Source organism: Streptococcus sp. 596553, from assembly GCF_900411395.1.
Taxonomy (GTDB): domain Bacteria; phylum Bacillota; class Bacilli; order Lactobacillales; family Streptococcaceae; genus Streptococcus; species Streptococcus mitis_BA.
On sequence record NZ_OXCQ01000002.1, the window covers coordinates 92,298 to 118,456 of the forward strand.

Annotated in this window: 24 protein-coding genes and 1 pseudogene; 17 read left to right on the forward strand and 8 right to left on the reverse strand. The window is 42.4% G+C overall.

All coding sequences use genetic code 11. From position 1 onward, the window contains the following. Positions 1 to 79 precede the first annotated feature (79 nt). The 12 genes from gmk to DSY56_RS03400 all read left to right on the forward strand — a co-directional run bounded on the left by gmk (position 80) and on the right by DSY56_RS03400 (position 12,698). On the forward strand, positions 80 to 706 hold the full coding sequence (gene gmk / locus DSY56_RS03345) for a guanylate kinase (RefSeq protein WP_000775041.1): 627 nt from the start codon (positions 80 to 82) through the stop codon (positions 704 to 706). A gap of 24 nt (positions 707 to 730) precedes the next feature. Beyond that, a complete protein-coding gene (rpoZ, locus tag DSY56_RS03350) occupies positions 731 to 1,045 on the forward strand; it encodes a DNA-directed RNA polymerase subunit omega (protein WP_000979235.1) in 315 nt (104 codons plus the stop codon). 65 nt (positions 1,046 to 1,110) lie between these two features. Further along, positions 1,111 to 3,507, forward strand: a complete 2,397-nt coding sequence (locus tag DSY56_RS03355) for a primosomal protein N' (RefSeq protein WP_112443865.1) — start codon at positions 1,111 to 1,113, stop codon at positions 3,505 to 3,507. A 12-nt stretch (positions 3,508 to 3,519) separates the two neighbouring features. Next, positions 3,520 to 4,455, forward strand: a complete 936-nt coding sequence (gene fmt, locus DSY56_RS03360) for a methionyl-tRNA formyltransferase (protein WP_112443866.1) — start codon at positions 3,520 to 3,522, stop codon at positions 4,453 to 4,455. Then, complete coding sequence (gene rsmB, locus DSY56_RS03365; RefSeq protein ID WP_200832351.1) at positions 4,448 to 5,761, forward strand: 16S rRNA (cytosine(967)-C(5))-methyltransferase RsmB; 1,314 nt, start codon at positions 4,448 to 4,450, stop codon at positions 5,759 to 5,761. The genes fmt and rsmB overlap by 8 nt, the downstream gene beginning before the upstream one ends. Positions 5,762 to 5,775: 14 nt before the next feature. Further along, a complete protein-coding gene (locus DSY56_RS03370; RefSeq protein WP_000406237.1) occupies positions 5,776 to 6,516 on the forward strand; it encodes a Stp1/IreP family PP2C-type Ser/Thr phosphatase in 741 nt (246 codons plus the stop codon). After that, on the forward strand, positions 6,513 to 8,414 hold the full coding sequence (gene pknB / locus DSY56_RS03375) for a Stk1 family PASTA domain-containing Ser/Thr kinase (protein WP_112443868.1): 1,902 nt from the start codon (positions 6,513 to 6,515) through the stop codon (positions 8,412 to 8,414). Before DSY56_RS03370 ends, pknB begins: the two co-directional genes overlap by 4 nt. Positions 8,415 to 8,502: 88 nt before the next feature. Beyond that, positions 8,503 to 9,261, forward strand: a complete 759-nt coding sequence (locus DSY56_RS03380) for a threonine/serine exporter family protein (RefSeq protein WP_112443869.1) — start codon at positions 8,503 to 8,505, stop codon at positions 9,259 to 9,261. 1 nt (position 9,262) lies between these two features. Then, on the forward strand, positions 9,263 to 9,712 hold the full coding sequence (locus tag DSY56_RS03385; protein WP_057487161.1) for a threonine/serine exporter family protein: 450 nt from the start codon (positions 9,263 to 9,265) through the stop codon (positions 9,710 to 9,712). 160 nt (positions 9,713 to 9,872) lie between these two features. Beyond that, positions 9,873 to 10,121, forward strand: coding sequence for a hypothetical protein (locus tag DSY56_RS03390; protein WP_173282527.1), 249 nt, complete (start codon positions 9,873 to 9,875; stop codon positions 10,119 to 10,121). A gap of 130 nt (positions 10,122 to 10,251) precedes the next feature. Beyond that, positions 10,252 to 11,424, forward strand: coding sequence for a hydroxymethylglutaryl-CoA synthase (locus DSY56_RS03395; RefSeq protein ID WP_200832353.1), 1,173 nt, complete (start codon positions 10,252 to 10,254; stop codon positions 11,422 to 11,424). Then, positions 11,424 to 12,698 (forward strand): hydroxymethylglutaryl-CoA reductase, degradative, encoded by a 1,275-nt coding sequence (locus tag DSY56_RS03400; RefSeq protein WP_112443871.1) that lies wholly within the window; start codon positions 11,424 to 11,426, stop codon positions 12,696 to 12,698. Before DSY56_RS03395 ends, DSY56_RS03400 begins: the two co-directional genes overlap by 1 nt. A 56-nt stretch (positions 12,699 to 12,754) precedes the next feature. Here DSY56_RS03400 and DSY56_RS12565 read toward each other — a convergent pair whose 3' ends face one another. Genes DSY56_RS12565 through DSY56_RS03410 form a run of 3 tightly spaced genes read right to left on the reverse strand, consistent with a single transcriptional unit; the run spans position 12,755 to position 15,287 of the window. After that, positions 12,755 to 12,880 (reverse strand): hypothetical protein, encoded by a 126-nt coding sequence (locus tag DSY56_RS12565; RefSeq protein ID WP_033689216.1) that lies wholly within the window; start codon positions 12,878 to 12,880, stop codon positions 12,755 to 12,757. A gap of 6 nt (positions 12,881 to 12,886) precedes the next feature. Next, positions 12,887 to 13,852, reverse strand: a complete 966-nt coding sequence (locus tag DSY56_RS03405) for a LacI family DNA-binding transcriptional regulator (protein ID WP_112443872.1) — start codon at positions 13,850 to 13,852, stop codon at positions 12,887 to 12,889. Continuing rightward, positions 13,833 to 15,287, reverse strand: a complete 1,455-nt coding sequence (locus DSY56_RS03410; protein ID WP_112443873.1) for a sucrose-6-phosphate hydrolase — start codon at positions 15,285 to 15,287, stop codon at positions 13,833 to 13,835. Before DSY56_RS03410 ends, DSY56_RS03405 begins: the two co-directional genes overlap by 20 nt. 379 nt (positions 15,288 to 15,666) lie before the next feature. Here DSY56_RS03410 and DSY56_RS03425 point away from each other — a divergent pair, with 379 nt between their 5' ends. Together DSY56_RS03425 and scrK are read left to right on the forward strand one after the other, a co-directional pair. Continuing rightward, positions 15,667 to 17,553: a sucrose-specific PTS transporter subunit IIBC gene (locus DSY56_RS03425; RefSeq protein WP_112443874.1), complete on the forward strand. Its 1,887-nt coding sequence runs from the start codon at positions 15,667 to 15,669 to the stop codon at positions 17,551 to 17,553. 149 nt (positions 17,554 to 17,702) lie between these two features. After that, positions 17,703 to 18,590 (forward strand): fructokinase ScrK, encoded by an 888-nt coding sequence (gene scrK / locus DSY56_RS03430; RefSeq protein ID WP_000164316.1) that lies wholly within the window; start codon positions 17,703 to 17,705, stop codon positions 18,588 to 18,590. 42 nt (positions 18,591 to 18,632) lie between these two features. Here the strand turns inward: scrK and DSY56_RS03435 are convergent, their stop codons facing one another. Together DSY56_RS03435 and DSY56_RS03440 are read right to left on the reverse strand one after the other, a co-directional pair. Next, complete coding sequence (locus tag DSY56_RS03435) at positions 18,633 to 19,250, reverse strand: TVP38/TMEM64 family protein (RefSeq protein WP_049511033.1); 618 nt, start codon at positions 19,248 to 19,250, stop codon at positions 18,633 to 18,635. A gap of 401 nt (positions 19,251 to 19,651) precedes the next feature. After that, positions 19,652 to 19,942, reverse strand: a pseudogene (locus tag DSY56_RS03440) (IS30 family transposase); the annotation flags it as partial. Positions 19,943 to 20,278: 336 nt separating this feature from the next. On the opposite strand from DSY56_RS03440, the gene DSY56_RS03450 reads away from it, so the two are divergent. The 3 genes from DSY56_RS03450 (at position 20,279) to DSY56_RS12255 (ending at position 23,315) form a co-directional block, all read left to right on the forward strand. Then, on the forward strand, positions 20,279 to 21,172 hold the full coding sequence (locus DSY56_RS03450) for an ABC transporter ATP-binding protein (RefSeq protein WP_112443875.1): 894 nt from the start codon (positions 20,279 to 20,281) through the stop codon (positions 21,170 to 21,172). Next, a complete protein-coding gene (locus DSY56_RS03455) occupies positions 21,169 to 22,368 on the forward strand; it encodes an ABC transporter permease (protein ID WP_112443876.1) in 1,200 nt (399 codons plus the stop codon). The genes DSY56_RS03450 and DSY56_RS03455 overlap by 4 nt, the downstream gene beginning before the upstream one ends. Before the next feature lie 800 nt (positions 22,369 to 23,168). Continuing rightward, the gene (locus tag DSY56_RS12255; RefSeq protein ID WP_225904800.1) at positions 23,169 to 23,315 is read left to right on the forward strand and encodes a hypothetical protein; all 147 of its coding nucleotides are present in this window, start codon (positions 23,169 to 23,171) and stop codon (positions 23,313 to 23,315) included. Here DSY56_RS12255 and DSY56_RS03460 read toward each other — a convergent pair. The 3 genes from DSY56_RS03460 to gggC all read right to left on the reverse strand — a co-directional run bounded on the left by DSY56_RS03460 (position 23,312) and on the right by gggC (position 26,110). Continuing rightward, positions 23,312 to 24,007, reverse strand: coding sequence for an LrgB family protein (locus DSY56_RS03460; protein ID WP_112443877.1), 696 nt, complete (start codon positions 24,005 to 24,007; stop codon positions 23,312 to 23,314). The two genes, DSY56_RS12255 and DSY56_RS03460, sit on opposite strands and share 4 nt — an antisense overlap. Next, positions 24,004 to 24,378, reverse strand: coding sequence for a CidA/LrgA family protein (locus tag DSY56_RS03465; protein WP_000781325.1), 375 nt, complete (start codon positions 24,376 to 24,378; stop codon positions 24,004 to 24,006). The genes DSY56_RS03460 and DSY56_RS03465 overlap by 4 nt, the downstream gene beginning before the upstream one ends. Positions 24,379 to 24,562: 184 nt before the next feature. Continuing rightward, positions 24,563 to 26,110, reverse strand: a complete 1,548-nt coding sequence (gggC, locus tag DSY56_RS03470) for a streptosactin export ABC transporter GggC (protein ID WP_112443878.1) — start codon at positions 26,108 to 26,110, stop codon at positions 24,563 to 24,565. Positions 26,111 to 26,159 lie beyond the last annotated feature (49 nt).

Here is a 26,159-nt window from a genome sequence, read left to right on the forward strand (position 1 = left end):
AAGACTGTAAAGGATAATCTGGCTTTTTGCCATTATTCTAGAGAAATGTTATTTCACAGACGGACTAAAAGGAGACACAATGGCAGACCGAGGCTTACTAATCGTTTTTTCTGGTCCTTCAGGGGTTGGAAAAGGAACGGTTAGAAGAGAGATTTTTGAGAGTTCTGAAAACCAATTTCAATACTCTGTATCAATGACGACACGCGCACAACGTCCTGGAGAAGTGGACGGTGTTGACTATTTCTTCCGTACTCGTGAAGAGTTTGAAGAGCTGATTCGTCAAGGACAGATGTTGGAATACGCAGAATATGTCGGCAACTACTATGGAACTCCTCTGACCTATGTCAATGAAACCTTGGACAAGGGAATCGATGTTTTCCTTGAAATTGAGGTTCAGGGTGCTCTTCAGGTCAAGAAAAAGGTTCCAGATGCTGTCTTTATCTTCCTGACACCACCAGATTTGGATGAATTGCAAGATCGTTTGGTAGGACGTGGAACAGACAGTGCAGAAGTAATTGCCCAACGAATCGAAAAAGCCAAGGAAGAAATTGCTCTTATGCGTGAGTATGATTATGCGATTGTCAACGATCAGGTGCCCCTAGCTGCTGAGCGTGTCAAACGTGTGATCGAAGCAGAGCACTTCCGTGTGGATCGTGTCATTGGTCACTATCAGGAGATGTTACCGAAATCTCCAACTACCCGATAAAATTTAGAAAATAGGTACAAGCAAATGATGTTAAAACCCTCTATTGATACCTTGCTTGACAAGGTTCCTTCAAAATATTCACTCGTAATCTTGGAAGCAAAACGTGCCCACGAATTAGAAGCAGGTGCGCCAGCAACTCAAGGTTTCAAGTCTGAAAAATCAACTCTTCGCGCTTTAGAAGAAATCGAATCAGGAAACGTTACAATTCACCCAGACCCAGAAGGAAAACGTGAAGCGGTGCGTCGCCGTATCGAAGAAGAAAAACGTCGCAAAGAAGAAGAAGAAAAGAAAATCAAAGAGCAAATCGCTAAAGAAAAAGAAGATGGTGAAAAAATTTAAGGTTGGGGGGACTCAATCTTATTTTTTCTATTGCAAGAATGTACTGACAAGGAGGAGGTGAGAAGATGGCCATAGCCAAGATTATTGTAGATGTGCCCTTGATGCAGACGGACCAGCCCTATAGTTATAGGATTCCTGAGGAATTTGAGGGAATGCTGGAAGTTGGGATGCGGGTTCATGTGCCTTTTGGTAAGGGCAATCGCCTGATTCAAGGGATTGTTCTTGGTTTGGAGTCTCAAGTGGATGAAGAAGGGGTAAGTCAAGATTTAAAAGATATTGCCGAGGTACTGGATTTTTCTCCTGTTCTCACGCAAGAACAACTCTGGCTGGCTGAGGAGTTACGTAAATCTGTCTTCTCCTACAAGATCTCCATCCTCAAGGCTATGTTACCAGGGTTTCTGAACTCCAGCTATGACAAAATTCTCTATCCTAAGGAAGGTCTGAGTCAGGAAGACCGAGATCGTCTGTTTGGTTCAGAAGATTCGCTTGCCTTTTCTTCTCTAGATTTAGGTAAGCAAGCTGAAATGATGCGTTTGACTAGAAAAGGTCTGCTTGGTCTGGAATATCAGGCGGTCGATCAAAAGAAGGTCAAGACCCAGTCTTGGTATGAGGTGAATCTTGCTCAATTAGAAGATGTAGAGATTTCTACACGTGCTAAGAAAAAGTTGGAACTGAGAGACTATTTACTGTCTCATCCTGAGAGTGCTTCCTTGGCTAGTTTGCTAGAGTTCTATTCACGGGAGCAAGTCAACTTCTTTGTGGAACAAGGTGCTGTGACCATAGTCCAAAAGGAAGTTCAACGCTCGGCTGCTTATTTTGAAGGCATTGAAGCAAGTCAGCCTTTGGAATTGAATCCAGAGCAAAGACAGGCGCGTGATGCGGTTGTGAGTGCTATTGGCAGTCATCAGCCTCCCTTCCTCCTTCAAGGGATTACAGGAAGTGGGAAGACCGAGGTTTACTTACAAATAATCCAAGGAGCTTTGGATAAGGGGAAAACAGCCATCTTGTTAGTGCCTGAGATTTCCTTGACTCCACAGATGACGGAGCGTTTTATTGCTCGTTTTGGTGAGAAAGTGGCCATTCTTCACTCAGGCTTATCCAATGGTGAAAAGTATGATGAATGGCGCAAGGTCGAGCGTGGAGACGCTCAAGTTGTTGTTGGTGCCAGATCGGCCATCTTTGCTCCGCTGAAAAATCTAGGTGTTATGATTATCGATGAGGAGCACGAAGCGACTTATAAGCAAGACAGTAATCCCCGCTACCATGCTAGAGATGTGGCTCTTTTACGTGCCCAGTACAATCAAGCTGCCTTGGTCCTTGGGTCTGCAACACCAAGTCTGGAAAGCCGTGCGCGAGCTGGCAAAGGCGTCTATCAACACTTACGTCTGACCCAACGGGCCAATCCTTTGGCTACAATCCCTGAGGTTCAAGTGATTGACTTTCGAGACTATATCGGACAAAATGAGACGTCAAACTTTACACCTCCCTTGCTAGAAGCCATCCAAGACCGTCTGGCTAAAAAAGAGCAGGTGGTTCTCATGCTCAATCGCCGTGGTTATTCTAGCTTTGTCATGTGTCGGGAGTGTGGGACGGTGGATACTTGTCCCAACTGTGATATTTCTCTAACATTGCACATGGATACCAAGACCATGAACTGCCATTATTGTGCTTTTTCGAAAGACATTCCTCAAGCCTGTCCTAACTGTAAGAGCCGTAGCATTCGTTACTACGGGACGGGAACTCAGAAGGCTTATGACGAGCTAGCAGAACTCTTTCCGCAGGCCCGTATTTTGCGCATGGATGTGGATACAACGCGTAAGAAAGGCAGTCACCAAGCTCTGCTTGACCAGTTTGGTCGAGGGGAAGCAGATATTTTACTAGGAACTCAGATGATTGCTAAGGGATTGGATTTTCCCAATGTGACTCTAGTCGGAGTTCTAAATGCGGATACGGCCTTAAATCTGCCTGATTTCCGTTCTTCTGAGAGAACCTTCCAGCTCTTGACTCAGGTGGCAGGTCGAGCAGGTCGGGCTGAAAAAGCTGGTCAGGTTTTGATCCAGTCTTACAATCCGCAGCACTACGCTATTCGATTTGCAAAAGACCAGGACTACGAAGGCTTTTACGCTTATGAAATGGGAATCAGACGGCAACTTGGTTATCCACCTTACTATTTCACCATTGGCATTACCCTTTCTCACAAGAAAGAAGAAGAGGTGGTCAAACGTGCCTATGAAGTTATGAACATTTTGCGCTCAGGCCTGTCTGAAATCAGTAACATCCTTGGGCCAACGCCCAAACCGATTGCTCGTACCCACAACCTCTATCATTACCAGATTTTAATTAAATACCGTTTAGAAGATAAGCTGGGGCCGACTCTAAATCAGGTTCTGGCCCTGACTCAAGAACGGGAAAATAGTGAGCTCCGTCTCAGCATTGACCATGAGCCACAGCAATTTTTATAAGAAGGAGAAGATATGACAAAATTAATCTTTATGGGGACCCCCGACTTTTCAGCAACAGTTTTAAAAGGGCTTTTGACAGATGATCGTTACGAAATTCTAGCCGTTGTGACCCAGCCAGACCGTGCTGTTGGTCGTAAAAAAGTGATTCAGGAAACCCCAGTTAAACAAGCTGCCAAAGAGGCAGGACTTCCTATCTACCAACCTGAAAAATTATCTGGAAGTCCAGAGATGGAAACTATTATGCAGCTAGGAGCAGATGGAATTGTGACTGCTGCTTTTGGGCAGTTTCTCCCAAGTAAGCTCCTTGATAGTATGGACTTTGCTGTCAACGTTCACGCTTCTCTTCTTCCAAAACACCGTGGTGGTGCGCCTATCCATTATGCCTTGATTCAAGGGGATGAGGAAGCTGGTGTGACCATTATGGAAATGGTTAAGGAAATGGATGCAGGGGATATGATTTCTCGTCGTAGCATTCCGATCACAGATGAGGACAATGTCGGTACCTTGTTTGAGAAATTGGCGCTAGTTGGTCGCGATTTGCTTTTGGATACTTTGCCTGCCTACATTGCTGGGGAAATCAAACCAGAACCGCAGGATCCAAGTCAGGTTACCTTCTCGCCAAATATCAAACCCGAGGAAGAAAAGTTGGATTGGAATAAAAGCAATCGTCAACTCTTTAACCAAATCCGAGGCATGAACCCCTGGCCTATTGCTCATACTTTCCTTAAGGGCGACCGCTTTAAGATTTATGAAGCTCTACCAGTAGAAGGTCAGGGAAATCCAGGAGAAATCCTCTCTATCGGCAAGAAAGAATTGATTGTCGCAACGGCAGAAGGAGCTCTATCCCTCAAGCAAGTGCAGCCAGCTGGTAAGCCTAAGATGGATATTGCTTCCTTCCTCAATGGAGTTGGACGCACATTGACAGTAGGAGAACGATTTGGTGACTAAAGTAGAAACGGCTAGAAGTTTAGCCCTAGCAGTGCTAGAGGATGTTTTTATCAACCAAGCATACTCAAATATTGCCCTAAATAAGCATCTAAAGGGAAGTCAACTTTCGGCAACAGACAAGGGTTTGGTGACCGAGCTAGTCTATGGAACGGTAGCCCGTAAACTGACTCTGGAATGGTACCTATCCCACTTTATCGAGGACAGAGATCAGTTAGACAGCTGGCTTTATGTCCTGCTTCTCATGAGTGCCTACCAGCTCCGCTATTTGGACAAAATTCCAGATCATGCTGTGGTCAACGAAGCAGTGGAATTGGCCAAAATCCGTAAAAAAGGCAGTGAAAAATTGGTCAACGCCCTCCTTCGCCGTATCTTGCGTGAAGGCTGGCCAGATATTGCTAGCATCAAGCGAAAAAACAAGCGTGATTCCATTGCCTATTCTCTCCCAGTTTGGCTAGTTGCCAAGCTCAAAGAAGAATACGGCGAAGAGCGAGCGCAATCTATTTTTGAAAGTCTTTTGGTGCGCAACAAGGCCAGTATTCGTGTGACTGATTTAAGCAGAAAAGAGGAAATCCAAGCCTTGTTGGAGGCGAATAATTCCCTTTTAGCAACCACTGGTCTGGTTAAGGAGCAAGGGCATTTTGCAGGCCATGATTTGTTTGCGGAGGGAGCTATTACCATTCAAGACGAGTCTAGTCAGCTGGTTGCTCCGACGCTTGATTTACAAGGTGATGAGCGAGTGCTTGATGCCTGTGCGGCTCCGGGTGGGAAAACAGCCCATATAGCCTCTTATCTTACGACAGGTCAGGTTACTGCTCTGGATTTATATGACCATAAGTTGGACTTAATCCAAGAAAATGCCCAACGTCTGGGAGTTGCAGATCGGGTTCAAACGCAAAAATTAGATGCCAGAAAGGTGCATGAGTTTTTTAGTCAAAATTCCTTTGATAAGATTTTAGTGGATGCTCCCTGTTCAGGAATCGGTCTTTTACGCCGAAAACCAGATATCAAATACAATAAAGAAACGGCAGATTTCGCGTCCTTAAAGGAAATTCAGCTAGAAATATTAGGTAGTGTTTGTCAAACACTAGGCAAAGGTGGTATAATAACTTATAGTACCTGTACTATTGTCTCAGAGGAGAATTTTCAAGTCGTTGAGGCGTTTTTAGAAAGTCATCCTGAGTTCGAGCAGGTAAGACTAGAACATGAATGTAAGGATATCATGAAAGACGGCTGTATCCTCATTACACCTGAATTGTATGGAAGTGATGGATTCTTTATCAGTCAATTTCGCAAGATATCTAATTAGGAAGGAACTGACACATGGAAATTTCATTATTAACAGATGTTGGTCAGAAACGGACAAATAACCAAGACTATGTCAACCACTATGTCAATAGAGCTGGGCGTACTATGATTATTTTAGCTGATGGGATGGGAGGTCATCGCGCAGGGAATATCGCTAGTGAAATGGCGGTAACAGACCTAGGTATAGCTTGGGTTGACACCCAAATCGATACAGTCAATGAAGTGCGTGAATGGTTCGCCCATTACCTAGAAATTGAAAATCAAAAGATTCACCAGCTTGGTCAGGATGAAGCTTACAGAGGCATGGGAACTACTTTGGAAGTCCTTGCTATTATTGATAATCAGGCTATCTATGCTCATATTGGTGATTCGCGTATCGGCTTGATTCGTGGAGAAGAATACCATCAGTTGACGAGCGACCATTCTTTGGTCAATGAATTGCTCAAGGCTGGTCAATTGACACCAGAAGAGGCAGAAGCTCATCCGCAAAAAAATATTATCACCCAGTCTATTGGGCAAAAAGATGAAATTCAGCCTGATTTTGGGACAGTTATCCTTGAGTCAGGCGACTATCTCTTGCTCAATAGTGACGGCTTGACCAACATGATTTCAGGTAGTGAGATTCGTGATATTGTAACCAGTGATATTCCTTTGGCAGATAAAACGGAGACACTTGTTCGTTTTGCTAACAATGCAGGAGGTTTAGACAACATTACGGTTGCCCTTGTTTCTATGAACGAGGAGGATGCAGAATGATCCAAATCGGCAAGATTTTTGCCGGACGCTATCGGATTGTCAAACAGATTGGTCGAGGAGGCATGGCGGATGTCTACCTAGCCAAAGACTTAATCTTAGATGGGGAAGAAGTGGCAGTAAAGGTCTTGAGGACCAACTACCAGACGGACCCGATAGCTGTAGCTCGTTTTCAGCGTGAAGCGAGAGCTATGGCAGATCTAGACCATCCTCATATCGTTCGGATAACAGATATTGGCGAGGAAGACGGTCAACAGTATCTTGCAATGGAGTATGTTGCTGGACTTGACCTTAAACGCTATATCAAGGAACACTATCCTCTTTCTAATGAAGAAGCCGTCCGTATCATGGGACAAATTCTTCTCGCCATGCGCTTGGCCCATACCAGAGGAATTGTTCACAGGGACTTGAAACCTCAAAACATCCTCTTGACACCAGATGGGACTGTCAAGGTTACAGACTTTGGGATTGCAGTAGCCTTTGCTGAGACGAGTCTGACTCAGACTAACTCGATGCTGGGTTCGGTGCATTACTTGTCACCAGAGCAGGCGCGTGGCTCTAAGGCGACTGTACAAAGTGATATCTATGCCATGGGGATTATTTTCTATGAGATGCTGACAGGTCATATTCCTTATGACGGGGATAGTGCGGTGACCATCGCCCTCCAGCATTTCCAAAAGCCCCTGCCGTCCGTTATTGCTGAGAATCCATCTGTGCCCCAGGCTTTGGAGAATGTTGTTATCAAGGCAACTGCTAAGAAATTGACAGATCGCTACAAATCAGTAGCTGAAATGTATGTGGACTTGTCTAGTAGTTTGTCTTATAATCGTCGCAATGAACCAAAGCTGGTCTTTGATGATGCGACTAAGGCGGACACCAAGACTCTACCAAAAGTATCCCAGAGCACCTTGACTTCGATTCCTAAGGTTCAAGCGCAGACAGAACACAAACCAATCAAAAAAACAAGCCAGGCTGTGACAGAGGAAACTTACCAACCACAAGCACCGAAAAAACGTAGATTTAAGATGCGTTACCTGATTTTTTTGGCCAGCATTGTGTTGGTGGCAGCTTCTCTTATTTGGATACTATCCAGAACTCCTGCAACCATTGCCATTCCAGATGTGGCAGGTCAGACAGTTGCGGAAGCCAAGGAAACCCTCAAGAAAGCCAATTTTGAGATTGGCGAGGAGAAGTCAGAGGCCAGTGAAAAGGTGGAAGAGGGGCGGATTATCCGTACAGATCCTGGCGCTAGAACTGGTCGAAAAGAAGGAACGAAAATCAATTTGGTTGTCTCATCAGGCAAGCAATCTTTCCAAATTAGTAATTATGTCGGCCGGAAATCGACAGATGTTATAGCAGAACTCAAGCAGAAGAAGGTTCCTGAAAATCTCATCAAGATTGAGGAAGAAGAATCAAGTGAGAGCGAAGCAGGAACCGTTCTCAGACAGAGTCCAGCTGCCGGAACAACCTATGATTTGAGCAAGGCCTCAACGATTACCTTAACCGTTGCTAAGAAAGTAACTAGCGTTGCTATGCCAAGTTATATAGGATCTAGTCTCGAATTTACTAAAAACAATCTCGTTCAAATTGTTGGGATTAAGGAAGCCAATATTGAAGTTGTAGAAGTGTCGACAGCTCCTGATGGAACTGCTGAGGGGACTGTTGTAGAGCAAAGTCCAAAAGCAGGTGAAAAGGTTGATTTGACTAAGACGCGTGTCAAGATTTCAATCTACAAACCAAAAACACCGCCGTCAACGTCATCATCAGCACCAGCCCAACGTGGAAACCAAGGTTCTACTACGACACCAAGTCAGGGGAACCAACAAGGAAATCAACGAGAGAATTCACCTGCTACTACTCAATCAAGTAGTGAAGGGAACCACGAAAATTCTCGTAATTAAACGAATCTTTGTCATGTTTTCATGGCAAAGATTTTTTTTGAGTCCGGATTTGTGATAGAATAGAAAGAGTTGATAAAAGGAGGAAAGCATGGAAGAATCAAGAGAATTAAATGCCGTCATCGATGTGATTATGCTAGCAGGAACCATTCTCCTCAAAAGTGGTTCAGAGATTCATCGTGTAGAAGATACCATGATTCGGATTTCGCATTCGCAGGGGATTGTGGATTGCAATGTCCTTGCCATGCCTGCCGCTATCTTTTTCTCGATTGAAAATACCAATATTTCGCGCATGAAGCGCGTGACTTCCTCTTCTTATAACATTGAAAAAGTCTGCGATGTGAACCAGATTTCTCGTCAACTGGTTGGGGGGCGGATTGATTTAGAAACGGCCTTCAAGCAATTGACGGCCTTGCAAGCCCAACCCCTTCCCTATACTAAGTTGCAGGTAACTTTGGCTGCGACCTTAAGTGCCCCTTTCTTTTCAATTATGTTTAGTGGAAATATCTACGACGCACTTGGGGCAGGAGTGGCGACCTTGTTTGGTTTTGCCTTTTCCCTCTATGTGGAGAAGTTTATCCGAATTCCTTTTGTGACGGCCTTTGCTGGAGCCTTCGTCTTTGGGATGATTGCCCAGTTTTGGGCTCGCTACACAGGCTTTCCTTCAACAGCAGATTTGATTATAGCTGGTGCGGTCATGCCTTTTGTACCAGGTATTGCCTTGACCAATGCGGTCCGTGATATTATGACCAACCACATAAACTCTGGTATGAGCAAGATGTTTGAATCCCTGCTCATTACCCTTGCTTTAGGGGCAGGAACTTCTGTCGCCTTGGTATTGATGAACTAATATGACACTAACAACCTTTTTATTACAAGCAGTAGCAAGTCTTCTTGCCATTATCACTTTTCTAATCGTACTCAATGTGCAACGCTCTATGCTCTTACCTGGAGGGATTTTGGGCATGGCTGTCTGGCTAATCTATCTCTTGCTCAAGGAACCGACCAATGTTATTGTGGCTACCTTCATTGCGGCCATTATCGGTTCATGTGTCAGCCAGATTTTGAGTATTCTTTATAAGACACCTGCTGTGGTCTTTATCTTGGCCATCTTGGCACCCTTGGTTCCGGGTTATCTCTCCTATCGGACAACTGCCTTTTTTGTGACAGGGGACTATAATAAAGCGCTGGCAAGTGCAACATTAGTTGTTATGCTGGCTCTGGTCATTTCCATTGGAATGGCTAGCGGAACAGTGATTCTCAGACTGTATCATTATATAAAAACACATCGAGTATCGTAGAGTCTACAGAAATAAAAGAATTTTCTTAAAAATAAGATAAATATAGTGACAAGGCTTTCTATCTATGCTATTCTATATATAGAAAGGAGGAAAAATCATGAAAAAATCACTATTTTCCTTATTGTCTTTAAGTCTACTGACCTTGTTGGTTATCCCAGCCATGGTGTCTAGTTCAGGCTCAGAATTTCAAAGTGGATGGCAAGAGAATCAGTTGATTGCCGAAAAGGTTAGTAAAACACTTGACAAGACATTTGATAAGGATGTCAGAGAAATTCCGACCAGTCAGTTTTATCAAGAATTTGTAGATGAGATGGGAAGAACTTACTCAGGAAATTTAATCCTCCAGGAACTGATAACTGAGAATGGGGCTTATAAAGCTACTTATGTTGGTGAACTCTCTAGCAACTGATCATTCTTTAAAATTATGACCAATAAGAGGCTTGATTTGGTGAATCAAGTCTTTTTTCTCTCTTTTATTGCCATTTGTGATAAAATAGTACTGAACGATTTTTTACATGAATGATAAAACAGAGGTAAATATGACAATCGGTATTGATAAGATTGGTTTTGCGACCAGTCAATATGTCTTGAAATTACAAGACTTAGCAGAAGCGAGGGGCATTGACCCTGAAAAATTAAGCAAAGGACTCTTACTCGAGGAATTGAGTATTGCGCCCCTAACTGAGGATATCGTGACCTTGGCGGCTAGTGCAAGTGACTCTATTTTAACTGAGCAAGAAAGACAAGAAATTGATATGGTCATTGTGGCTACCGAGTCAGGAATTGACCAGAGTAAGGCTGCGGCCGTCTTTGTGCATGGCTTGCTGGGTATCCAGCCCTTTGCTCGTAGTTTCGAGATTAAAGAAGCCTGCTATGGAGCGACAGCTGCCCTTCATTATGCCAAATTGCATGTGGAAAATTCTCCAGAGTCCAAGGTCTTGGTCATTGCCAGTGATATTGCCAAATACGGTATTGAAACTCCAGGAGAACCAACTCAAGGTGCCGGCAGTGTGGCTATGTTGATTACACAAAATCCACGCATGATGGCCTTTAATAATGACAATGTAGCTCAGACCCGTGACATCATGGATTTCTGGCGTCCAAATTACTCAACAACTCCTTATGTAAATGGTGTCTATTCTACCCAACAATATTTGGATAGTTTGAAAACGACTTGGCTTGAATACCAAAAACGCTACCAGCTTACTTTGGATGATTTCGCAGCGGTTTGCTTCCACTTGCCTTATCCTAAATTAGCGCTAAAAGGCTTGAAAAAAATCATGGATAAGAACTTGCCTCAAGAGAAAAAAGACCTCTTGCAAAAGCACTTTGACCAGTCTATTCTCTACAGTCAGAAGGTGGGGAATATCTACACAGGATCCCTCTTCCTTGGACTCTTGTCTCTCTTGGAAAATACAGATAGCCTGAAGGCTGGGGATAAAATTGCCCTTTATAGTTACGGAAGTGGGGCTGTGGCTGAGTTCTTTAGTGGTGAATTGGTTGAAGGATATGAAGCTTATCTGGATAAGGACCGTTTGAACAAGCTCAATCAACGAACTGCCCTGTCTGTTGCAGACTATGAAAAAGTTTTCTTTGAGGAAGTAGACTTAGATGAAACAAATTCTGCCCAGTTTGCTGGCTATGAAAATCAAGATTTTGCCTTGGTTGAAATTGTGGACCACCAACGCCGTTATAGCAAGGTTGAAAAATAATGAAGATAAGTTGGAATGGATTTTCTAAAAAATCATACCAAGAGCGCCTCGAGCTGTTAAAAGCTCAGGCGCTCCTTAGTCCTGAGAGACAAGTCAGTTTGGAGCAGGATGAACAGATGAGTTTGACTGTCGCAGACCAGCTAAGTGAGAATGTAGTGGGAACTTTTTCACTGCCTTATTCGCTGGTTCCGGAGGTACTTGTCAACGGTCAGGAATACACTGTTCCCTATGTGACAGAAGAACCCTCAGTGGTTGCTGCGGCTAGCTATGCCAGCAAAATCATCAAGCGTGCAGGTGGTTTTACTACACAAGTCCATCAGCGACAGATGATTGGGCAGGTAGCCCTTTATCAAGTTGCCAAACCTAAACTAGCGCAAGAGAAGATTGCCAGCAAGAAAGCGGAGCTCTTGGAGCTTGCCAATCAAGCCTATCCTTCCATTGTTAAACGTGGGGGCGGGGCGCGTGATTTGCATGTAGAGCAGATCAAAGGCGAAACAGACTTTCTCGTTGTTTATCTCCATGTCGATACCCAGGAAGCCATGGGTGCCAATATGCTCAACACCATGCTGGAAGCCTTGAAACCAGTCTTAAAAGAACTCAGCCAGGGACAGAGTCTTATGGGAATCCTGTCCAACTACGCGACCGATTCTCTGGTGACTGCAAGTTGTCGTATCGCCTTTCGCTACTTGAGCAGTCAAAAGGATCAAGGACGAGAAATTGCGGAGAAGATAGCCATGGCTAGTCAGTTTGCGCAGGCTGATCCTTATCGAGCCGCTACTCACAATAAAGGGATTTTTAATGGTATTGATGCCATTTTGATTGCCACTGGTAATGACTGGCGTGCCATTGAGGCGGGAGCTCATGCTTTTGCCAGTCGAAATGGACATTACCAAGGTCTTAGTCAATGGACGCTGGATCTTGAAAGAGAAGAATTGGTTGGTGAGATGACCCTGCCCATGCCTGTGGCGACCAAGGGTGGCTCTATCGGCCTTAACCCTCGTGTAGCCCTCAGTCATGAGCTACTGGGAAATCCTTCTGCCAAAGAATTGGCCCAGATTATCGTGTCTATCGGTCTTGCACAAAATTTTGCAGCCCTGAAAGCTTTAGTCAGCACAGGAATTCAGCAAGGCCACATGAAATTGCAGGCCAAATCCTTAGCTCTCCTAGCAGGTGCCAGTGAATCCGAGGTAGCTCCCCTAGTCGAGCGCCTCATCGTAGATAAAACCTTTAACCTAGAGACAGCCCAGCGTTATTTAGAAAATTTAAGATCATAAAAAACTCAGACGAATTGGTCTGAGTTTTCTTGTGCTTATATTCTTCGAAAATCTCTTCAAACCACGTCAGCTTCGCCTTGCCGTAGATATATGTAACTGACTTCGTCAGTCTTATCTACAACCTCAAAGCAGTGCTTTGAGCAGCCTGTGGCTAGCTTCCTAGTTTGCTCTTTGATTTTCATTGAGTATTAAATACTTTTTCCTGGTAATAGAGTAACTGGTAGGAAGTAACCGGTTGTTGCGACTTCCTTGCCTTCGATTTTTTGCAAGAGTAGGTCAACAGTGAGGCAGGCAATCTCTTCCAAAGGTTGTTTGATGGTCGCGAGTTGAGGATAGTAATTTTCGATAAAGTAGGTCCCATCATAGCCGATGACCTTGAGCTCTTCTGGGACAGAAATGCCCAATTCTTGAGCGATTTTAATGACCAGAATAGCTGTTAAGTCATCTGAAGTAAAGATGGCATCTGGTTTTTGTCGCATCAAAATATTCTTGATTTCCATTTCTTTTCTGACGGGAGAAAAGTCACTGGAAACATTGATAATAGGAGCTTGGGGGAGTACAGAAGCAAAGCCAGCGTGGCGTAGTCCAGTCGGCGAATTAGAATTGTCATTCCCTGTAATCATGATGATAGATTGGGCGCCTGTCTTGACTAAGGTCTGGGCTGCGAGAACCCCACCAGCATAGTTGTCAGAAGAAACGACAGGGATGTCTGGTGACAGATTGCGGTCAAAGGAAATAATTGGTGCCGTCACGCGATTGTAGTCTTCGATTCCCAAGTTGTGACTACCCGAAATGATGCCGTCCACCTGATTGGCTTCCAGCATTTCGATGTACTCGCGTTCCTTCTCAGAATCATGCTCACTGTTGCAAATGATGGTCTTGTAGCCATTTTTGAAGAGTTGGTGTTCCAGCTTATCAATCAATTCTGCGTAGAAAACGTTGGAAATATTTGGGAAAATCAGGCCGATTAACTTAGCTGATTTTCCTTGCAGACTACGAGCCAGGTTGTTGGGTTTATAGCCCAATTCTCGCATGGCTTCATTGACCTTTTGAATGGTTTTTTCAGATAGATAGCCTTTTTTATTGATAACCCGAGAAACGGTAGTAGGGCTGACGCCTGCGAGTTTTGCGACATCAGTTAGTTTTGCGACCATAATCTAATTCATAGTAAGTTCCAGTTGGGTTTCCAGACTTGATCAGGATACCATTTTGGTCCGCATGTGGGAAGACACGACCAGAAAATACTTTTTCTCCTTTATTGATGAAAATTTCAAAGACAGAGTTATCGATGAAGATTGTAGCAGTAGTAGCCTGATTATCGATTGGGCAAGAACGAGTTGTCCCAAATTCTTGAGCATACTGTTCACCAGCCTGGCTACGATCCACTGTCACTTGACCATTTACAAGGTCAAAGTTGATTGCAAGTCCCTTGCCTTCTTTGTCAGCAAGTAAGACAATCTCGCTCTGGCTATTAGCTTCCAAGTTGAGCTCGAGTTCGTAGGTGTTATTGGTTTGAGCACGGTTTGAGAAGACTTCTTCAGAAGCACGAAGGTCCTTGATAGCTGCGACTGGGTATTGGTAGAGTTTGCCGTCTTTGATAGTGAGTTCCTTGACCAAAGAGAAGGTTCCTTGGTGGTCAAAACGGTCAGATGGATATGAAACATCAGGCAAGCCAAGCCAGCTAACAGCTAGAGCACGTCCATCAGGAGCGTTGAAGGCTTGAGTTGCATAGGCTTCGAAACCATAGTCCATGTTTTGAAGTTGAGACACATCTACCATTTTGGCATTTTCAGGGTCAAAGGAAGCCCCAATCTTATACATATTTGGAAAGATATTATCGTAGTCTAGAACGTTCTTATCCAATCCTTGTGGGCAGTAGAGAAGGACAGGTTGTTCCCCTACAAAGACCAGATTTGGACATTCCATCATGTAGGCAGTACGGTCGTTAGCAAAGTCAAGGTTGCCAACGGCTTGCCAGTTTGTATAGTCATTATCGACAGCCTTGTAGAGACGGACGAAACCTTTTTTCTCCAAGTCCTGTCCACCAACGATAGCATAATATTGCCCCTTAAAGTTAAAAATTTGCGGATCACGGAAGTGGTCAGTTGAGTCTGCTGGCTGGTCGATCAAGGTCTTGTCAATCTTGGTAATCTTACCATCCTTATCCATCAAAGCTCCAATCTGGTAAGGGTGACGGATCCAGTTTTCATCGCGGACATTTCCTGTATAAAATAGGAATAACTGATCACCAAATTGCATGGCAGAACCAGAGTAGGCACCGTGGCTATCTAATGGAGTATCAGGTAAAACTTTGACACCAGTTTCTGTGAAGTGAACCAAGTCCTCACTTTCCAATTGCACCCAAGATTTTAAACCATGGGCTGCACCAAATGGAAAGTTCTGATAAAAAACAATCCACTTGCCATCAAAGTAGGAAAAGCCATTTGGATCGTTGAGAAGTCCTGTTTTTGGCTCAACATGGTAATGAGTATGCCATGGAGATTGTGCTATATTTTCTTTTATATGTTGAATTTCTTCTTGCGTCCAATCTTGATAAAGTCTGTAACGACGCTCAGTTGTCCATTCCATTCATTCATTCCTCCAAAAATCTTATCACTTTTAATAGTAACCGTTTTCGATAAAAAATGCAAGCCTTTTATGTTAAAAAAGAGGAAAAGCTGTCAAGCGTTTATCACAAATTAAAACCAGAAAATCAATCATCTATCTACAAAAAAATGAAAGAAAGTGAAGCAAAATCCTTTTAAACAAGATTCCAAACTTATTTTTTTAAGAAATGCCTGCTAAAACAGTCAAAAACAATCAATCTATGGCGTGCCCACTAAGTGGATAGAATATTTTTTCTGCAAAACGCTTGACATATTTCTAAAACATGATAAAATAATAGTCGTAGGGCGAATAAAATCGCTTTCAAACAATAACAAAATTTTATATAAGGAGATTTTTGCAAATGAACAATCAGGAAATTGCAAAAAAAGTCATCGATGCCTTGGGCGGACGTGAAAATGTCAACAGTGTAGCTCACTGTGCGACTCGTCTTCGTGTCATGGTCAAAGATGAAGGAAAAATCAATAAAGAAGTGATTGAGAACTTGGAAAAAGTTCAAGGTGCTTTCTTTAACTCAGGTCAATACCAAATCATCTTTGGTACAGGTACAGTTAACAAAATGTACGATGAAGTTGTTGCGCTTGGCTTGCCAACATCATCTAAAGCTGACATGAAAGCAGAAGCTGCTAAACAAGGGAACTGGTTCCAACGTGCTATCCGTACTTTCGGTGACGTTTTCGTTCCAATCATCCCAGTTATTGTAGCGACAGGTCTCTTCATGGGTGTGCGTGGTCTTTTCAACGCTCTTGAAATGCCACTTCCAGGTGACTTTGCAACTTACACACAAATCTTGACAGATACGGCCTTCATCATCTTGCCAGGTTTGGTTGTGTGGTCAACCTTCCGTGTATTTGGTGGAAATCCTGCCGTTGGTATCGTTCTTGGTATGATGCTTGTTTCTGGCTCACTTCCAAACGCTTGGGCAGTCGCTTCAGGTGGTGAAGTAACAGCTATGAACTTCTTTGGTTTCATCCCTGTTGTTGGTTTGCAAGGTTCTGTTCTTCCAGCCTTCATCATCGGGGTTGTCGGAGCTAAATTTGAAAAAGCTGTCCGCAAGGTTGTTCCAGATGTCATTGACCTTTTGGTAACGCCATTCGTGACACTTTTGGTCATGTCTATCCTTGGACTCTTTGTCATCGGACCAGTCTTCCACGTAGTTGAAAACTACATCCTTATCGCTACAAAAGCGATCCTCAGCATGCCATTTGGTCTTGGTGGTTTCTTGATTGGTGGGGTTCACCAATTGATCGTCGTGTCAGGTGTGCACCACATCTTCAACTTGCTTGAAGTTCAATTGCTTGCTGCTGACCATGCTAACCCATTCAACGCTATCATCACAGCTGCTATGACAGCTCAAGGTGCTGCGACTGTTGCGGTTGGTGTTAAAACTAAAAATCCAAAACTAAAAACACTTGCTTTCCCAGCTGCTCTTTCTGCCTTCCTAGGTATTACAGAGCCTGCTATCTTCGGGGTTAACTTGCGCTTCCGTAAACCATTCTTCCTTTCATTGATTGCTGGTGCAATCGGTGGTGGATTGGCTTCAATCCTTGGACTTGCAGGTACTGGTAGTGGTATCACTATTATCCCTGGTACAATGCTTTATGCTGGTAATGGACAACTTCCACTATACCTTCTTATGGTAGCTGTATCATTTGTACTTGGTTTTGCCCTAACTTACATGTTTGGTTATGAGGATGAAAAAGAAGTTGCTACTGAAGTAGCGACAGAACGTTTGATCCAAGAAGAAACAACTGGTAACATTCCAGCATCGCTTCAAAATGAAACACTTGTAACTCCTATCGTCGGTGATGTTGTAGCTCTTGCTGATGTTAATGATCCAGTCTTCTCAAGTGGAGCTATGGGACAAGGTATCGCTGTGAAACCAAGTCAAGGTGTGGTATATGCACCAGCTGATGCTGAAGTTTCAATTGCCTTTCCAACAGGACACGCTTTTGGTTTGAAAACAACTGATGGTGCTGAAGTTTTGATTCACGTTGGTATTGACACTGTGTCTATGAACGGTGACGGTTTTGAAGCAAAAGTTGCCCAAGGTGATAAGGTTAAAGCGGGCGATGTTCTTGGAACCTTTGACTCAAATAAAATTGCTGCAGCTGGACTTGATGATACAACAATGGTTATCGTTACAAATACAGCTGACTACGCTTCAGTAGCTCCAGTCGCAACAGGTTCAGTTGCGAAGGGGGATGCTGTGATCGAAGTGAAAATCTAATCAATCCTCTCTAATGCGAAAACGAACAAATGACATGTTTGTTCGTTTTTGCTTGAATGGTAAGATTTACAGAGGAAAATCTAAAAAATAGAGAAATTTAGCCTTTCGAAATATGCTATAATAAAGAAAATAAAAACAAGAGGTTTATCATGACAAAATTATATGGAAGCTTGGAAGCGGGCGGTACAAAGTTTGTCTGTGCTGTCGGTGATGAAAACTTTAACGTTGTAGAAAAAACACAATTTCCAACAACAACTCCAATCGAAACAATCGATAAAACCATTGAGTTCTTCTCAAAATTCGACAACCTTGCTGGTCTTGCAGTTGGTTCATTTGGTCCGATTGATATTGATAAAAACTCAAAAACTTATGGCTTTATCACAACGACTCCAAAACCAAACTGGGCAAATGTGGACTTGCTTGGTGCCCTTCGTCGCGCCCTCAACGTGCCAATGTACTTCACTACAGACGTAAACAGCTCTGCCTATGGTGAAGTGGTTGCCCGTAACAATGCTGGTGGTCGTATCGAAAACTTGGTTTACTACACAATCGGTACAGGTATCGGTGCAGGTGTCATCCAACGTGGTGAGTTTATCGGCGGTGTGGGTCACCCTGAGATGGGTCACTACTATGTTGCTAGACACCCAATGGATATTGAAAAAGAATTCAACGGTGTTTGTCCTTTCCATAAGGGATGTCTGGAAGGCTATGCAGCTGGTCCAAGTTTGGAAGCTCGTACAGGTGTTCGTGGGGAAAACATTGAACTCAACAACCCTGTTTGGGATGTCCAAGCCTACTATATCGCTCAAGCTGCGGTCAATGCGACAGTGACTTTCCGCCCAGACGTGATTGTCTTTGGTGGAGGGGTTATGGCTCAACAACACATGCTGGACCGTGTCCGTGAGAAATTTACATCTCTTCTAAATGGTTACTTACCAGTACCTGATGTGCGTGACTACATCGTGACGCCAGCAGTCGCAGGAAATGGTTCTGCTACTCTTGGAAACTTTGTCCTTGCAAAAGAAGTTTCAAAATAAAGCACAAAATCCGCTTGGGAAACCAAACGGATTTTTTATGTGTCAAAGCATTTGCCAGAAGAAGTCGATAATATAGGTCAGACCGTAGGTATAAACCACGAGGGTAAAGGGCTTGGTCAGAATGATGATAATCATATAGCGTTTGAAGGTCATCTTGGTCAGGGCAGCCAGCATACAGAGAAAGTCAGCTGGACTAATGGGCCAAATCATCATAAAGATAAAGAAACGGTCAAAACGATTGCCCTTATCTAACCAACCGATATACTTGTCATAGGTGCGCTTGCTGACGACAGACTGGACAAAGGCAGCCCCATAGAGGCGCACCAGATAAAAGATAATGGCACAGCCAATCACGATACCGATATAGTTGTAGATTGTCCCGATGATGTGACCGTAGATAAAGACCCCAGCTACCGAGGTCAAGGCCCCAGGAATGATAGGGACGACCGTTTGTAAAATCTGTAAAAAGATAAAGAGGGGTGGCCCCCAGATGCCTGCCTGCTGGATAAAGGCAGAGAGGGTTTCCTTAGACTGTAAAATCCCAGCCTGATAAGCCCAAATACAGAAAATCAAACTCCCAACCCCACCGACAATCGATGAGATATTGATAACTTGCTGCAGAAGGGGAGAAACAGCTTTCATTTGTTTATCCTGTGACATGTAAACTCCTCATAGATAGTATATTTCTACTATACCATATTTTGGAGGAGAAAGGGGGAATGAGTGTTTTTGATGAGGAATGGATAGTGAATAGTCCTTCGAGACTTAGAATAGGTCCGTTCCCTAAAGTTTACATGTATTCTAGGTTTAGAATAATCGCAATTACATAAATTTAAAAGCATTCTAAGTTTCGAATAGCTTATCTGAGATAATTTTGATGCATTCGAGCTTTCGAATAGTCATATTCCCTAAAGTTTAGATGTATTCTGAAGCTAGAAAAGCTAAAATCTAAAAATAATAAGGGTCTCTATCTGATGGATGTAATTTATGTCTAGTATGAATCCTTTGAATCGTTAGTTAATTTTAATATGAATCAGTTCTGAAATAATTACTAAATATAGTTAGATGGTGAATGAATTATTGCTAAATTTCGAGTTCAAGTTAGCCATCCAGAAGTCTTCTCTAGGCGACTTGTAGTTCAAGCATTTTTTAGGATAGTTGTTAATCCATTTTTCGATGAATGCGATTTCTTTGGGAGTCGTTTTCTTAGTTCCCTTAGGCTTAGGTAACCATCTACGAATAAGCCTGTTGTGATTCTCATTAGTTCCCCTTTCCCAAGAGGTATAGGGATGTGCATAGTAGATATGTTCCTTAGAAAACATATCGGACAGGCGGTTGAATTCCGTTCCGTCCATTAGTAGATAAAGGATTACTCCTTCTTGAAATGACAGATGAACTTGTTTCTTATAAAAAATGTTGTCAAGAAATTATTCGCTTTTTTCCAGAAGTTTTAGAGGAAGAGAACTTTATGGGGAAAAAGGAGTTACTCAAATAACAATTCAGGATCAAAAATAGACAGTTGAGGAGCAGAGTGGATAAATTAAGTTTGCTACTGTATAATGGATTTATCACTAAAAACGCTCCATGCCATATTTTACATAGCATTAGTCTTCTAAAAATGGACAGAAATCATTGTAAAGGCTATCAAAAAAGAGTATAATGAGTGAAAGAAATTTCGGAGGTTAAAGATGCTAGAAGTAAGAAGTCTAGAGAAAAGTTTTGGATCCAAGCAAGTTTTGTTTGGTATTGACTTTCAAGCGCGACCAGGTCGTATTTTGGGACTAGTCGGAAAAAATGGTGCTGGGAAGACAACGATTTTCCACAGTATTTTGAAGTTTTTAGAATATCAAGGAGAAATTAGTCTTGATAATCAGGATATTCGTCAGGAGACCTACACTCGGATTGGCTATCTGCCTGAAGAACGCAGTCTCATGCCTAAATTGACAGTTCTTGAACAAGTTCGCTATTTGGCGACTCTAAAAGGTATGGATGCCAAGGAGGTCAAGGAAAAACTCCCTCAATGGATGAAGAAGTTGGAAGTGAAAGGGAAGCTGACTGATAAAATCAAGAGTCTGTCAAAAGGAAATCAGCAGAAGATTCAGCTTATTATTACTCTGATTCATGAACCAGACTTGATTATCTTGGATGAGCCTTTCAGTGGCTTGGATCCAGTCAATACTGAATTGCTCAAGCAAGTCATCTTTCAGGAAAAAGAACGTGGGGCAACCATTATCTTTTCTGACCATGTTATGACCAACGTCGAGGAACTTTGTGACGATATTCTCATGATCCGAGATGGCCGTGTGGTCTTGCATGGACCAGTTCAGGATGTCCGCAATCAATACGGGAAAACGCGTCTCTTTGTTGCAAGTGAACGAAGCAAGGAAGAACTGGAAAAACTTCCTCATGTTAAACAGGTGAGCTTGACCAAACAAGGCAGTTGGAAATTGATTTTGGAGGATGAGAGCGCTGGAAGGGAACTCTTCCCAATCTTGACTCAGGGGCAATATATCGCAACCTTTGACCAACAAGCGCCGACAATCGATGAAATCTTTAAACTAGAATCAGGGGTGGAAGTATGAGAAATATGTGGGTTGTAATCAAGGAAACCTATCTTCGACATGTCAAATCGTGGAGTTTCTTCTTTATGGTGATTTCGCCGTTCCTCTTTTTAGGAATCTTTGTAGGAATTGGGCATCTTCAAGGCTCTTCAATGGCTAAAAATAATAAAGTGGCAGTAGTGACAACAGTGCCATCTGTGGCAGAAGGACTGAAGAATGTAAATGGTATTAACTTTGACTATAAAGACGAAGCAAGTGCCAAAGAAGCGATTAAAGATGAAAAATTAAAAGGCTATTTGACTATTGATCAAGAAGATAGTGTTCTAAAGGCAGTTTATCATGGCGAAACATCGCTTGAAAATGGAATTAAATTTGCAGTTACAGGTACACTCAATGAGCTGCAAAATCAGCTTAATCGTTCAACGGCCTCCTTGTCTCAAGAGCAGGAAAAACGCTTAGCGCAGACAGTTCAATTCACAGAAAAGATTGATGAAGCCAAGGAAAATAAAAAGTTTATTCAAACAATTGCAGCAGGCGCCTTAGGATTCTTTCTTTATATGATTCTGATTACCTATGCGGGTGTGACGGCTCAGGAAGTTGCCAGTGAAAAAGGCACCAAAATTATGGAAGTCGTTTTTTCTAGCATAAGGGCAAGTCACTATTTCTATGCGCGGATGATGGCTCTATTTCTAGTGATTTTAACGCATATTGGGATTTATGTTGTAGGTGGTATCGCTGCCATTCTGTTATTTAAAGATTTGCCATTCTTGGCTCAGTCTGGTGTTTTAGATCACTTGGGAGATGCTTTCTCACTGAATACCTTGCTCTTTATTTTGGTTAGTCTCTTTATGTACGTCGTCTTGGCGGCCTTTCTAGGTTCTATGGTTTCTCGTCCGGAGGACGCAGGAAAAGCCTTGTCGCCTTTGATGATTTTGATTATGGGTGGTTTTTTTGGAGTGACAGCTCTGGGTGCAGCTGGTGACAATCTCATCTTGAAGATTGGTTCTTATATTCCCTTTATTTCGACCTTCTTCATGCCATTTAGAACCATTAATGGCTATGCAGGGGGAGCAGAAGCATGGATTTCGCTAGCTATTACAGTGATTTTTGCGGTGGTAGCAACAGGATTTATCGGACGCATGTATGCTAGTCTCGTTCTGCAAACAGATGATTTAGGAATCTGGAAAACCTTTAAACGTGCCTTAGCTTATAAATAGAAGAGCCTCGCGAAAGCGAGGTTTTTTAGAGATGAAAAGAGTGGAATCACGAACCTAATTACTTACACATTATGTAAATAGGTTACTTGAAAACTTGATTGTATAGTGAACTGAATCTGGAATAGGATAATATTGCTTCTAAAACATTCTTATAAATTGATTTGAATTCCAAAATCCCATCGTTTTCCGTTCTTATTTCATTTTGCGATATAGTGAAAGGAAATAAGTCAGCTCACAAAAAACGCATACTACCAGGATTTTTCAAGACCTGATAGTATGCGTTTTTTGATTGTGAAGACTTTTCATCCAGCCTCTTTATGTGATAAAGTATCTTTAATATTCAATGGAAATCAGACTGGGAAGTTAGCGGAAGGATCTTCGAAACTATGTTTTGAGGTTTAGGAACTGACCAAGTCAGTAACATATACACACTAAGGACAAGCTGACGTGGTTTGAAGAGTATAAAAATCTGTTTCGTAAGCATCTAATAATAGGGTATTTTGATAGTGTAATCATTTGGATAAGCATTATAGTATAGTGATATGAAGTGATATGAAATCAACTAAACTAAATAAGAAATATAGATTATCAAAACTCTTTTAAAAGATTGCATTAAATCTAAATAACATAGACGTCTTCAGCGTGTGCTGTCTCATCTTATGCGAAAATCTTATAAGGAGAGTATAGAAAATCTCGATTGTAATCAACTAACTGATTGGAGAAATGTATAAATATGAGAAGTTAGACCCCCATATCACTACCATAATGAGATTGCTCGAATTCCTTGCTTTTTATACTCAATGAAAATCAAAGAGAAAACTAGGAAACTAGCCGCAGGTTGCTCAAAACAGTGTTTTGAGGTTGTGGATAGAACTGACGAAGTCAGTAACCATACCTACGGCGAGGCGACGTTGACGCGGTTTGAAGAGATTTTCGAAGAGTATTAACTCAATATCAAACTGGCTACGATAGGGCTGACAAAGACATAGAGAATACCAGTGACACCGATAGCCAAACCACCCATAGCTCCTGCTACAGAGCCGTATCGGAAGGCTGTCCCTGTTCCGACTGCATGGCCTGTTCCTCCAAGGGAAAGACCAACAGCTACTGGATCGTCAATTTTCAACCACTTCAAAAGGGTTGGTCCGATGACACTGGTTAAAATCCCAGTCGCCACTACAACCACCAAGGTCACGGTCGTCAGACCTTGCAATTTTTCTGTAATTCCTACTGCCATGGCGGTTGTTACTGACTTAGGAAAGAGAGAAATGGCTAGGAAAAAGTCCATGCCAAAAATCTTAGCTACAAGAGCTGTGAAAGAGGTATTAACCACTACCGCTAGCAGACTACCTAAGAGAATACTTCGTGCATGGTGCTTCATCAAATGAAAACTTTTATAAAGGGGAATCCCTAGAGCCACGGTCGATGGAACAATCAAGTTGTTCAGATAAACCCCACCTTGGTAGTAATCTTGGTAAGAAATACCTGTCACCTTAAGAAAAATAATGATAAAAATAGCCGACAAAAGCAGGGGAGTTGTCAATGGATGGGGAAAACGTCTGTAAATCAGCATTCCCACTAGATAAGCTAGGATAGATAGGGCAAGCCCGAACAGGGGATTGGAAACAAATTCACTCATTTGGCATCTCCTTTCTCATAATCTCCCTCAAATCGTCTCTTGATAAACTGAACCACCAAGGCAATAAGGATAATATTGATGACTGCTGCAAAAAAGACAATCAAAACAATGGGCAAAAGATAGGGAGCAATCACATCAAACTTCTCCATGATTCCCACTGCTGGCGGTAAAAAGAGAATGGTCATATTGGCCAGCAAGAAATTCCCAACCATGTTGACATGTCTGGTTCTCAGCCACTTGAACTGCAGGGCTAGAAAGAGAATAATCAAACCGATAATACTGCCTGGTATGGGCAAATGAAAGAAACTAGAGATCCCCTCTCCGATTAGAGAAATCACAAAGAGAATCATTAATTGAACATATAATTTCATCCTAAACTCCACGAAATAGACTTCTTGAATACCAGTTTACTCTTTTTTCAGAAAATTTCAAGGAAATGCACAAGGGATAATGAAAATTAAAGAACAAACTAGAAAGTCAGCTGCATGTTGCTCAAAGCAAAGTGTTGGGTTTGTAGGTCAAACTGACATAGTTTGAAGCGATTTTCGAAGAATACTACTTTTCTTTGCTTAAGTGAATGACTTGGTCATAGTGCTTTAAGTCCTCTTCTGTGTAGTGGTGAATGACTTCAATGACTGTTTGAGGTAGGGAGAAGAGCAAGTCGCTAATTTTTCTGCTATTTTCCGAGTCAAGATTGGCCTTGATTTCATCTGCTAAGATGAGTTGGCTATCATGGTAGAGGGCGCGGGCGATTTCAAGGCGTTGTTTCTCGCCACCAGATAGACTGTCATTGCTAAGTGTTCGATTTTTCAAATGTTCTAATCCTGTTTTTTTGAGGATGTGAGTTAAAATTTCTTCTTTTTTATCCAGTCCTAGAAGGATATTGTCGTCCAGAGATAGCGTGTCAAAGTAATGGCTATCTTGGAGGATATAGGAACTAAAGCTTGTGATTTCTTTACGTGACAGGTTTTGACCAGCAAAGCTAATCTGTCCACTTGTTGGTGTCTCTTCTCTATGAATGATATTGAGCAGGGTTGTTTTACCAGAGCCACTTTCCCCGATAATGGCGATTTTTTCTCCTTGCTTGATGTGCATGGAAATCGGAGACAGGAGGATATTCCCATCTTTTTCTAGGGAGATGGTGTTAAGCTGGATAGGGAAAATATTTTCTATGCTTCTAGGCGAGATGAAGTTAGACTGGCCCAAAAGTTTTTGGTATTTGTTGAGAAGAGTTCGATTCGCTTTTCGGGTGTTGGTAAAGTAGGCTAGCTCTTGAAATTGATAGCCGATATTATGGGAAACTAGATAGATGGCCACAAAACTCGCCGCATCTAAATAATTATAGTAGGTCATAAATCCACCGATGACGATTGGTGTGACAGAACAAAAGGCATCGATGCTATTGATCAAGAGACTGTTTAAAGTGCGTTGTTTTTCATAGTTGATTTCGGCATCTAGACTGGTTTGTAATTGCTTTTGATAGCGAGCAAAAAAGTAGTCTTGCCCATGATAATGGCGAATTTGTTGGCTACCGCCAATAAAATTTGTCAAGCTTGCTAAGTAGCTCTGGTTAACAGTGGACCGCTTTTCAGAAAGTGAATCCAAACGCTTTGATCCGATCGCACTGCAGAGTACAGGAAAGGAGTAGAAGAGGATGAAAATCAAGCCCAAGTAAAAATTGGTCCATAGGGCATAGAGAATGGACACAGTTGTGAAGCCAAGAGAAGAAATGATGATAACCGTTGGCTCAATATAGCTTTCTTCTAGTTGCTTGACGTCGTTTTCTAGGTTGGACAAAATATCCTTTTCATCAATCTCATAACTGTTTAAAAATCGCTTGAAAATAGCACTCTTGATTCCATATTTGAAATCAGTAATCAAACGAGCGTAGTAATAGCGTTTCCCAGCTAAACCCAGTAAGAGGATGAGATTACCAAGGATTCCTAAAATCAAAACTTTCCAAAGAAGGCCTAGTTCTTGATTGGTAAAACTAGCAACAATATTTTGAACAAGGGCTGGTGTGATAATTGCTTCCAGCCAAGTAATGGCAATAGAAAAGAAGTAAAGTAAGAGGTGTTTCTTAGTAACAAATCTTCTCAGCATAAAGACTTAACCTCCTTATCAATATACATGTAATCAGTTTTAAAGTCAT

Coding starts and splice junctions, on each gene's coding strand:
- rpoZ (WP_000979235.1), top strand. CDS start 731: ATGATGTTAAAACCCTCTATTGATACCTTGCTTGACAAGGTTCCTTCA.
- DSY56_RS03355 (WP_112443865.1), top strand. CDS start 1,111: ATGGCCATAGCCAAGATTATTGTAGATGTGCCCTTGATGCAGACGGAC.
- DSY56_RS03370 (WP_000406237.1), top strand. CDS start 5,776: ATGGAAATTTCATTATTAACAGATGTTGGTCAGAAACGGACAAATAAC.
- DSY56_RS03435 (WP_049511033.1), bottom strand. CDS start 19,250: ATGTCACAGGATAAACAAATGAAAGCTGTTTCTCCCCTTCTGCAGCAA.
- scrK (WP_000164316.1), top strand. CDS start 17,703: ATGACAAAATTATATGGAAGCTTGGAAGCGGGCGGTACAAAGTTTGTC.
- pknB (WP_112443868.1), top strand. CDS start 6,513: ATGATCCAAATCGGCAAGATTTTTGCCGGACGCTATCGGATTGTCAAA.
- DSY56_RS03400 (WP_112443871.1), top strand. CDS start 11,424: ATGAAGATAAGTTGGAATGGATTTTCTAAAAAATCATACCAAGAGCGC.
- DSY56_RS03450 (WP_112443875.1), top strand. CDS start 20,279: ATGCTAGAAGTAAGAAGTCTAGAGAAAAGTTTTGGATCCAAGCAAGTT.
- DSY56_RS03460 (WP_112443877.1), bottom strand. CDS start 24,007: ATGAGTGAATTTGTTTCCAATCCCCTGTTCGGGCTTGCCCTATCTATC.
- DSY56_RS03405 (WP_112443872.1), bottom strand. CDS start 13,852: ATGGTCGCAAAACTAACTGATGTCGCAAAACTCGCAGGCGTCAGCCCT.
- DSY56_RS03385 (WP_057487161.1), top strand. CDS start 9,263: ATGACACTAACAACCTTTTTATTACAAGCAGTAGCAAGTCTTCTTGCC.
- DSY56_RS12255 (WP_225904800.1), top strand. CDS start 23,169: ATGAAAATCAAAGAGAAAACTAGGAAACTAGCCGCAGGTTGCTCAAAA.
- DSY56_RS12565 (WP_033689216.1), bottom strand. CDS start 12,880: ATGAAAATCAAAGAGCAAACTAGGAAGCTAGCCACAGGCTGCTCAAAG.
- gggC (WP_112443878.1), bottom strand. CDS start 26,110: ATGCTGAGAAGATTTGTTACTAAGAAACACCTCTTACTTTACTTCTTT.
- gmk (WP_000775041.1), top strand. CDS start 80: ATGGCAGACCGAGGCTTACTAATCGTTTTTTCTGGTCCTTCAGGGGTT.
- DSY56_RS03390 (WP_173282527.1), top strand. CDS start 9,873: ATGGTGTCTAGTTCAGGCTCAGAATTTCAAAGTGGATGGCAAGAGAAT.
- DSY56_RS03380 (WP_112443869.1), top strand. CDS start 8,503: ATGGAAGAATCAAGAGAATTAAATGCCGTCATCGATGTGATTATGCTA.
- fmt (WP_112443866.1), top strand. CDS start 3,520: ATGACAAAATTAATCTTTATGGGGACCCCCGACTTTTCAGCAACAGTT.
- DSY56_RS03465 (WP_000781325.1), bottom strand. CDS start 24,378: ATGAAATTATATGTTCAATTAATGATTCTCTTTGTGATTTCTCTAATC.
- DSY56_RS03410 (WP_112443873.1), bottom strand. CDS start 15,287: ATGGAATGGACAACTGAGCGTCGTTACAGACTTTATCAAGATTGGACG.
- DSY56_RS03455 (WP_112443876.1), top strand. CDS start 21,169: ATGAGAAATATGTGGGTTGTAATCAAGGAAACCTATCTTCGACATGTC.
- DSY56_RS03395 (WP_200832353.1), top strand. CDS start 10,252: ATGACAATCGGTATTGATAAGATTGGTTTTGCGACCAGTCAATATGTC.
- DSY56_RS03425 (WP_112443874.1), top strand. CDS start 15,667: ATGAACAATCAGGAAATTGCAAAAAAAGTCATCGATGCCTTGGGCGGA.